At 69.6% G+C, this 8,558-nt stretch carries 6 protein-coding genes and 1 tRNA gene; 4 read left to right on the top strand and 3 right to left on the bottom strand.

The annotated features are described in order from the left end of the window. Window positions 1-208 (bottom strand): hypothetical protein (locus ACFWBY_RS00325; RefSeq protein ID WP_385409606.1); only part of this gene is annotated, 208 nt, incomplete at its 3' end. Between the two features lie 320 nt (window positions 209-528). On the opposite strand from ACFWBY_RS00325, the gene ACFWBY_RS00320 reads away from it, so the two are divergent. Next, complete coding sequence (locus tag ACFWBY_RS00320; protein WP_385337878.1) at window positions 529-1,908, top strand: NAD(P)/FAD-dependent oxidoreductase; 1,380 nt, start codon at window positions 529-531, stop codon at window positions 1,906-1,908. 180 nt (window positions 1,909-2,088) lie between these two features. After that, window positions 2,089-3,405 (top strand): class I SAM-dependent methyltransferase, encoded by a 1,317-nt coding sequence (locus tag ACFWBY_RS00315; protein WP_385337880.1) that lies wholly within the window; start codon window positions 2,089-2,091, stop codon window positions 3,403-3,405. 93 nt (window positions 3,406-3,498) lie between these two features. Here the strand turns inward: ACFWBY_RS00315 and ACFWBY_RS00310 are convergent, their stop codons facing one another. Both ACFWBY_RS00310 and ACFWBY_RS00305 read right to left on the bottom strand, forming a co-directional pair. Continuing rightward, window positions 3,499-6,045 (bottom strand): ABC transporter permease, encoded by a 2,547-nt coding sequence (locus ACFWBY_RS00310; protein WP_385337883.1) that lies wholly within the window; start codon window positions 6,043-6,045, stop codon window positions 3,499-3,501. A 52-nt stretch (window positions 6,046-6,097) separates the two neighbouring features. Next, window positions 6,098-6,862 carry an ABC transporter ATP-binding protein gene (locus ACFWBY_RS00305; protein ID WP_385338032.1) on the bottom strand — a complete coding sequence of 255 codons (765 nt, stop codon included), beginning with the start codon at window positions 6,860-6,862 and terminating at the stop codon, window positions 6,098-6,100. A gap of 451 nt (window positions 6,863-7,313) precedes the next feature. On the opposite strand from ACFWBY_RS00305, the gene ACFWBY_RS00300 reads away from it, so the two are divergent. Continuing rightward, window positions 7,314-7,395 (top strand) — tRNA-Leu (locus tag ACFWBY_RS00300). 198 nt (window positions 7,396-7,593) lie between these two features. Next, window positions 7,594-8,451, top strand: coding sequence for a Bax inhibitor-1/YccA family protein (locus tag ACFWBY_RS00295; protein ID WP_385337886.1), 858 nt, complete (start codon window positions 7,594-7,596; stop codon window positions 8,449-8,451). The last annotated feature ends 107 nt before the right edge of the window (window positions 8,452-8,558 follow it).

Below are 8,558 nucleotides of genomic sequence, written 5' to 3'. Positions count from 1 at the left end.
CCTGAGAACGGCTCGACGGCGGCGCTCCGGTCGACCGACCGGAGCGCCGCCGTCGTACTCGGACGCCGCGGTGGACGTCACGGCGGTAGCCCACCTCGACGACGAGGATGACGAGCCCGCCGTCCATGAGGGCCTCGGGAAGGCCCTGCGGCGCCCTTACGGAGGCCTTAGGTCCTGCCCTCCGAGCGAAGTTCGTGAAGTTCTTCACAAGGAAAAGATGCCTGTGAGGGCTCCAGGGGGACCTTTTGGGTGACTCGAGAGCCCCTCGAGCCTTCTTTTTGTGAGCGTTGGTGCGAATGGAGGCCGCCGGCAGGCTGTGGCGGTAGGTATCCACGAACCGGGTGGTCTACTCCGCTTAAAGGGTCGGAGCCCAGTTCAGGACTGGTGTTCAACGACTCCCGTTACACCCTGGTTCCCCCTTCGCGCCATGACCTCGGTCACGTGGGCGGCGGAGTGTAGCAGAGGGTATCCAGACCCTTGTGAAGGGGCTCACGAGCGTCACTCCTTGGGGTGCTGGATACTCGTTCCATGAGCACCACGGAGCGTCCCAGGATCCTCGTTGTAGGAGGTGGGTACGTAGGCCTGTACGCAGCCAAGCGCATCATGAAGAAGATGCGCTACGGCGAGGCGACCGTCACGGTCGTCGACCCGCGCTCGTACATGACCTACCAGCCCTTCCTCCCCGAAGTGGCCGCAGGCAGCATCTCGCCTCGGCACGTCGTCGTACCTCTGCGACGCGTGCTGCCCAAGGCTGAGGTTCTCACCGGCCGGGTCACCAGCATCGACCAGGACCGCAAGGTCGCCGTCGTCACGCCGCTCGTCGGCGAGGCGTACGAGCTGCCCTTCGACTACCTGGTGATCGCGCTCGGCGCCATCTCCCGCACCTTCCCGATCCCCGGCCTCGCCGAACAGGGCATCGGTATGAAGGGCGTCGAAGAGGGCATCGGCCTGCGCAACCACGTACTCGAGCAGCTCGACAAGGCCGAGTCCACGACGGACGAGGACGTCCGCCGCAAGGCCCTCACCTTCGTCTTCATAGGCGGCGGCTTCGCCGGTGCGGAGACCATCGGCGAGGTCGAGGACATGGCGCGCGACGCCGCGAAGTACTACACCAGCATCAAGCGCGAGGACATGCGCTTCATCCTGGTCGACGCGGCCGACAAGATCCTTCCCGAGGTCGGGCCCAAGCTCGGCGTCTGGGGCAAGGAGCACCTCGAGTCGCGCGGCATCGAGATCTACCTGCAGACCTCCATGGACTCCTGCGTCGACGGCCACGTGGTGCTGAAGAACGGCCTCGAGGTCGACTCCAACACCCTCGTGTGGACCGCGGGCGTCAAGCCCAACCCGGCTCTGGCCCGCTACGGCCTGCCGCTGGGCCCGCGCGGTCACGTGGACGCCCAGCCGACCCTCCAGGTCACGGGCACGGACTACATCTGGACCGCCGGCGACAACGCCCAGGTGCCGGACCTCGCCTCCCGCAAGGCCGGCGTGGAGAACGCCTGGTGCCCGCCGAACGCCCAGCACGCGCTGCGCCAGGCCAAGGTCCTCGGCGACAACGTCATCTCCGGTATGCGCGGCTTCCCGCAGAAGGAGTACGAGCACGCCAACAAGGGTGCGGTGGCGGGCCTCGGCCTGCACAAGGGCGTGGCGATCATCGTCATGGGCAAGATGAAGATCAAGGTCAAGGGCCGCCTCGCCTGGTACATGCACCGTGGCTACCACGGTCTGGCGATGCCGACCTGGAACCGCAAGATCCGTGTCTTCGCCGACTGGACCCTCGCGATGTTCCTCAAGCGCGAGGTCGTCTCCCTCGGCGCGCTGGAGACTCCCCGCGAGGAGTTCTACGAGGCCGCCAAGCCGGCTCCGGTCGCCGCGAGCGCCCCGGCGCAGAAGGCCAAGGCCTCCTGACCGGCTCCGGCCGGCCGTAGGAGAGCACGACCCAGAGCACGACCCAGCGTGACCCGAAGGGGCCGCCCGCCATCCGTGGTGCGGGCGGCCCCTTCGGCGTCCCCCGGATGGGGGCCGCAGGCTTGAGCGGCACGGGAATTGGGTAAGTCGTTCGGTCGGAACTTTCTGGAGGTGCCTACGATGAACGACGCCGCGCCGCGGCTGGCTGCCTTAGCCGAAACCCTGCTGGGCGCCCCCCTGCCCGTACGCATACGGGCCTGGGACGGCAGTGAGGCCGGCCCGACCAACGGCCCCACCCTGGTCCTGACCCACCGGCGCGCGCTGCGCCGGATCCTGTGGAAGCCGGGCGAACTGGGCCTGGCCCGCGCCTGGGTGTCCGGCGACCTGACCGTCGAGGGCGACCTGTTCGACCTGCTCGACCGGGTCGGCGGGCTGCTCTGGGAGCGGGACCCCGAACCTGTCCGGCCAACCAGGGCCGCGGGACCCGCCGCCCTGCTCCGCGACCCCGCCGCACGGGCGGCCGTACGCTCCCTCGTGGGCCTGGCCCGGCCGTGGCCGGCGCCCGCTCCGCCGCCGGAGGAGGCCGTACGGCGCTCCGGCCCCCGGCACACGAAGGGCAGCGACCGACAGGCCATCAGCCACCACTACGACGTGGGCAACGAGTTCTACGAACACGTCCTCGGCCCCTCGATGGTCTACTCCTGCGCCTACTGGACCCCCGGCGGGAGCCTGGAGGACGCCCAGCGGGACAAGCTCGACCTGGTCTGCCGCAAGCTCGCCCTGAGCCCGGGCGACCGGCTCCTGGAAGTCGGCTGCGGCTGGGGCTCCATGGCCCTGCACGCGGCCCGGGAGTACGGCGCCAGGGTCACCGGCATCACCCTCTCGCGGGAGCAGGCCGCCTACGCCCGCAAGCGGGTCGCCGAGGAGGGCCTGGCCGACCTGGTCGACATCCGGGTGCAGGACTACCGGGACGTCCAGGACGGCCCGTACGACGCCGTCTCCTCCATCGGCATGGCCGAGCACGTCGGCGCAGAGCGCTACCGCACCTACGCCCACACGCTGTACGGGCTGCTGCGGCCCGGCGGACGGCTGCTGAACCACCAGATCGCACGCCGCCCCGAGCCGGACGAGGAGGCGTACCGCATCGACGAGTTCATCGACGCCTACGTCTTCCCCGACGGCGAGCTGTCGCCGATCGGCACCACCGTCGGCGAGCTGGAGCGGGCCGGCTTCGAGGTCCGCGACGTCGAGGCGCTGCGCGAGCACTACGCGCTCACCCTGCGGGCCTGGGTGGCGCGGCTGGAGGGGCACTGGGAGGAGGCGGTCCGGCTGACCTCGCCCGGCCGGGCCCGCGTCTGGCTGCTGTACATGGCGGCCTCGGCCCTCGGCTTCGAGCACAACCGGCTCGGGGTCAACCAGGTGCTCGCGGTGCGCACCGGGAACCGGTCGGCGTCCGGGATGCCGCTGCGCGCCCGCGAGTGGACCGCGCGGCCCTAGGCCGTCTCTTCCGGCGGGGAACGGGAACGGCGAAGGGCCCCGCGACGGGAGAGGTCGCGGGGCCCTTGGCCTTCGTACGGTGGCGCCTTGCCGCTACTCGGTCTTGATCGCGGTCAGCATGTTCAGTCGGGCGGCGCTGCGGGCGGGCCACATGGCCGCCAGGGCGCCGACGATGCCGGCCAGCAGCATGAAGACCGCGATCCGGTCGAAGGGGATGACCAGGGCGTAGTTCGGGATCGAGCCCTTGATGGTCTCGCCGACGGCCCAGGCGATGAAGGTGCCGAGGGCCACGCCGATCACCGCGCCGAAGAGCGAGATGACGATGGCTTCCAGGCGGATCATGTTCTTGACCTTGCCGCGGTCCAGGCCGATCGCCCGCAGCATGCCGATCTCCTGCGTCCGCTCGTACACGGACATCGCCAGGGTGTTGACGACGCCGAGGACCGAGATGATCAGGGCCATGCCGAGCAGGCCGTACATGATGTTCAGGGCGGTGTTGATGATGCCGCCCATCTCGTTGCGGATGTCCTGCTGGGTGGCGAAGGTGATCGCCGGGTTCTTGCCGAGGGCGTCGACGAGCGACTGCTCGGCCTTCGCCGAGGGCCCGCCGTCCATCTTGACGAGGACCTCGCGCAGGAACGGCTCCTCGGTGTGCTTGTTGAGGACGTTGGCGTCGATCACGTAGGGGGAGAGCATGCCCTCCATGTCCTTGTAGATCGCGCCGACCTTCAGGTCCACTTTCTGGTCGTCGCCGAAGGTGACCTTCAGGGGGGAGCCGACCGACAGGCCCCGCTTCTTCGCGGTCCCCTCGGCGACCACCACCTCGCCCTTGGCGAGGCTGGTCAGCTCTCCGCTCACCACGTCGAAGTTGAGGAGCCGGCCGATGGTGGCCGGGTTGACGCCGGAGACGGAGGCGTAGTCGTCCTCACCGAGCCGGAAGCCGCCGGCCTGCTGCGGGGAGACCGCGTTGACGCCCGGGGCCTTTTCCAGAGCCGGGAGCACGGAGGGGTCCAGGGAGCCGAAGGCCTGGCCCATGGAGACCGTGTAGTCGGCGTTGAGGTTGTCCGTGGTCATCCGGTCGATGGCCTTGCCCATCGTCAGACCGAGGACGGACAGGGCCGTGACCAGGGTCAGCCCGATCGCGAGGGAGGCGGCCGTGACGGCGGTGCGGCGCGGGTTGCGGACCGCGTTCTGCGCGGCGAGCTTGCCGGCGACCCCGAAGGCCTTCTCCAGCAGCGGACGCACGGCCGCGATGACCGGTCGGGAGAGCGCCGGCAGCAGGATGATGATGCCGATCATCGTGAAGAAGGCGCCGGCGCCGATCATCACCTTGCCGTCCTTGCCGTTCAGCGCGCCGCCCAGGATGGCGAGCAGGCCGAGCAGGGTGATGGCGCCGCCGATGCTGTTGCGCAACACCAGGGACTTCGCGGAGGCCGGGAGGTGGGCGCTGCCCATGGCGGCGACCGGGGCGATCTTGGCGGTGCGGCGGGCGGGCAGCCAGGCGGCGAGCATCGTGACGAAGACGCCGATGACGATCGCGGCGGCGATGGTGACGGGGGCGACGACCAGCGGGCCGGCCGGGATCTTGACGTCGAAGGCGCCCATCGCGGAGCGCATGCCGACGGCGAGGCCGATGCCGGTGACGAGGCCGATGGCCGAGGAGATCACGCCGACGACCAGGGCCTCGGCGAGGACCGAGCGCTTGACCTGGCCGCGGTGGGCGCCGATGGCGCGCAGCAGGGCCAGCTCCTTCGTGCGCTGGGCGACCAGCATGGTGAAGGTGTTGTAGATCAGGAAGACGCCGACGAAGAGCGAGATCAGCGCGAACACGAGCAGCATCTGGTTCATGTTGCCCATGCCCCGCTCGATGTCCTCGGCCTGCTCGGCGGCGAGCGCCGCGCCGGTCTGGGCCTTGGCGTCCTTGCCGACGAGGGGCTTGATCTCGGCGAGCAGCCGGTCGGCGTCGGTGCCGGCCTTGGCGCTGACCGAGAGCTCGTCGTAGTAGCCGGGCTCCAGGTAGAGCTGCTGGGCGGTCGGGGTGTCGAACAGGACCAGCGAGCCGCCCGCGTTGACCGCGCCGTCCTCGGTGGTGAAGATGCCGGCGAGGGTGAACTCCCTGGCCGGGCCGTTGTCGGCGATCCGGACCTTGTCGCCGACCTGGTACTTGCCGCGCTTGGCGGTCTCCTTGTCGAGGGCGATCTGGCCGGCCGCGGCCGGGCCGCTGCCCTCGGTGAAGGCGTAGCGGGGGTCCTTGCCGTCCTTCAGCGGGACGAAGTTGGCGCCGGTGTTGGACCAGCCGTTGCCGATCAGCTTGCCGTCCTGGTCGCCGACGGCGGCGAAGCCGTGGACGCGGCCCGAGGCGGCGTCCACGCCGCCGAGCGCCTTGACCTTGTCGAGGGTCTGCTGGCTGATGCCCGGCTCGCCCTCCTTCCCGTCGGCGTTGCGGGGGGCGCCGTAGGAGGTGACCGAGACGGCCACGCCCTCGAAGCTCTTGGCGGACTGGTTGGACATCGCCTTGCCGACGGTGTCGGTGAAGACGAGGGTGCCGGAGACGAAGGCGACGCCGAGGACGACGGCGAGCACCGTCATCAGCAGTCTGGCCTTGTGCGCGAGCACGTTGCGCAGGGCGGTACGGAACATGTGGAGGAGTCCAGTGGGTAAGGGGTCAGCGGGGACGGGGAGGGAACGTCCCTCAGCTGGTGCGGCCCTTGGCGTCGAAGGCCTTCATGCGGTCGAGCACGCCGTCGGCGGTCGGGGCGAGCACCTCGTCGACGATGCGGCCGTCGGCGAGGAAGATCACACGGTCCGCGTAGGAGGCGGCGACGGGGTCGTGGGTGACCATGACGACGGTCTGGCCGAGCTCGCGGACGGAGTTGCGCAGGAAGCCGAGGACCTCGGCGCCGGAGCGCGAGTCCAGGTTTCCGGTGGGCTCGTCACCGAAGATGATCTCGGGGCGGGAGGCCAGGGCGCGGGCGACCGCCACGCGCTGCTGCTGGCCGCCGGAGAGCTGGGTGGGGCGGTGGCCGAGGCGGTCGGAGAGGCCGACCATGGAGATCACCGAGTCCAGCCACTGCTGGTCGGGCTTGCGGCCCGCGATGTCCATGGGGAGCGTGATGTTCTCCAGGGCCGTCAGCGTGGGCAGCAGGTTGAAGGCCTGGAAGATGAAGCCGATCTTGTCCCGGCGCAGCTGCGTGAGCTGCTTGTCCTTCAGGGTGGAGAGCTCGGTGTCGCCTATGCGGACGGAGCCCGCGGAGAAGGTGTCCAGGCCCGCGACGCAGTGCATCAGCGTGGACTTGCCGGAGCCCGAGGGGCCCATGATCGCGGTGAACTGGCCCTGGACGAAGTCCACGGAGACGTTGTCCAGGGCGACCACCCGGGTCTCGCCCTGGCCGTACACCTTGGAGAGGCCGTTGGCGCGGGCTGCGACGGCCTGAGTGGTGTGCGGGGCGTAGTTCATGGTGGTCACGGGAGCGGCTCCTTGGGCTGCGGACCGGGCTCACGGTCCGCGATCGGCGGGACCCACTCATCTTCGCGGCGCCCGACCCCGGTCCGGATCAGCCGCGGTGCCCGTTCTCCGGCCCACTGGAGTCTGACCCCGAGGCCCGCGCATCCTCCTTTGGTATGACGGCCGTACGGCGGACGCGGGAGGAGGCCGGTGCGGGAGCCCGCGGCGGGCCGGAGCTCCAGGGGGTGGCGAACGGGGTGGCGCGGGCCATCGAAATCCCGTCAATCCCGTGGCGTCCATGATCGACGCCCGGAGGGGGCCGACCGCGCCTTCTGCGCCCTGACGGCCCATCAATCACCAATAAAATAAGACAACATCGACGAGACGCCCAGGTCGGGGCACACGCGTTCCCGATAAGCTCGGCACAGCGTTCAAGGCTTTTCCCAGGGGGCCGATACGCCCTGCCCGGATGGTGGAATGCAGACACGGCGAGCTTAAACCTCGCTGACCTTCGGGTCGTGCCGGTTCAAGTCCGGCTTCGGGCACGACGGCGTTCCGCGCAGACCGGAACGCACAGCGGCGGGGGCGCCACGGGCACCCCCGCCGACCCGCGGGACCCCCGCCGACCCGTAGGTCCGCCCCGTACCACCGGGGAAAGATCCTCCTCCAGCAGTAGGGCGATTCCTTTGCGTTCGCATTACTCTTGACTCCAAGGCCGCGCAGGGTGGCCATGGAGGAGTGAAATGAGGAGCAGCAACCCGGTCTTCTCGCGACGGGGCTTCAGCCGCGACAACGGTGCTTACGCGGGCTTCGGCACGCAGCAGCCCCAGGCCCAGGCCGGGACCGCCACCAGCCCGTACGCGACCAACCCCTACGCGACCGACCCGGCCACGGGTATGCCGCAGGCGCCGGTCCGCGGCAACGCGATGACCATCGACGACGTCGTGAGCCGTACGGCTCTGACGCTCGGAACGGTCATTCTGACGGCGGCCATCTCCTGGATCGCGCTTCCGGTCGACCCGGCCAACATCAACAAGTCGTACGGCATCGCCTTCGTCGCCGCGCTCATCGCGTTCGTCTTCGCGATGGTCCAGTCCTTCAAGAGCAAGCCGGTCCCCGCGCTGATCCTGGCCTACGCGGCCTTCGAGGGCGTCTTCCTCGGTGTCATCAGCTCGGCCGTCAGCACCTATATCAGCCCGGGCACCGTGGTCCAGGCCGTGATGGGCACGATGTGCGTCTTCGCCGGCGTGCTGATCGCGTACAAGATGCGCTGGATCAACGTGAACCGGCGCTTCGTCGGCTTCGTGATGGCCGCCGCCATGGGCTTCATGCTCCTGATGGTCGTCAACCTGCTGTTCTCCGTCTTCGCCGGCGGCGACGGCCTCGGCTTCCGCAGCGGCGGTCTCGGCATCCTCTTCGGTGTCATCGGCATCATCCTGGGTGCCTGCTTCCTCGCCATGGACTTCAAGATGGTCGAGGACGGCGTGACCTACGGCGCCCCGCGCGAGGAGTCCTGGCTGGCGGCCTTCGGCCTCACCATGACCCTGGTGTGGATCTACATGGAGATGCTGCGCCTGATCTCCATCCTCAAGGGCGACTAGTACGGGCCGGTGCCGGCCGGCACCGGCTCCGCCCGAAGACGTACGGGAAGGCCCCGCGAGCACACGCTCGCGGGGCCTTCCCGCATGTCGGGGGCCGGCAGGGGATC

Origin of the sequence: Streptomyces sp. NPDC060049 (assembly GCF_042736715.1) — a bacterium.
Lineage (GTDB): Bacteria > Actinomycetota > Actinomycetes > Streptomycetales > Streptomycetaceae > Streptomyces.
This window is presented reverse-complemented; position numbering and strand designations above follow the sequence as displayed.

Bases quoted from the DNA above. Each gene is read 5' to 3' on its own strand.
- ACFWBY_RS00320 (WP_385337878.1), top strand. From the start codon at position 529: ATGAGCACCACGGAGCGTCCCAGGATCCTCGTTGTAGGAGGTGGGTAC.
- ACFWBY_RS00315 (WP_385337880.1), top strand. From the start codon at position 2,089: ATGAACGACGCCGCGCCGCGGCTGGCTGCCTTAGCCGAAACCCTGCTG.
- ACFWBY_RS00310 (WP_385337883.1), bottom strand. From the start codon at position 6,045: ATGTTCCGTACCGCCCTGCGCAACGTGCTCGCGCACAAGGCCAGACTG.
- ACFWBY_RS00305 (WP_385338032.1), bottom strand. From the start codon at position 6,862: ATGAACTACGCCCCGCACACCACTCAGGCCGTCGCAGCCCGCGCCAAC.
- ACFWBY_RS00295 (WP_385337886.1), top strand. From the start codon at position 7,594: ATGAGGAGCAGCAACCCGGTCTTCTCGCGACGGGGCTTCAGCCGCGAC.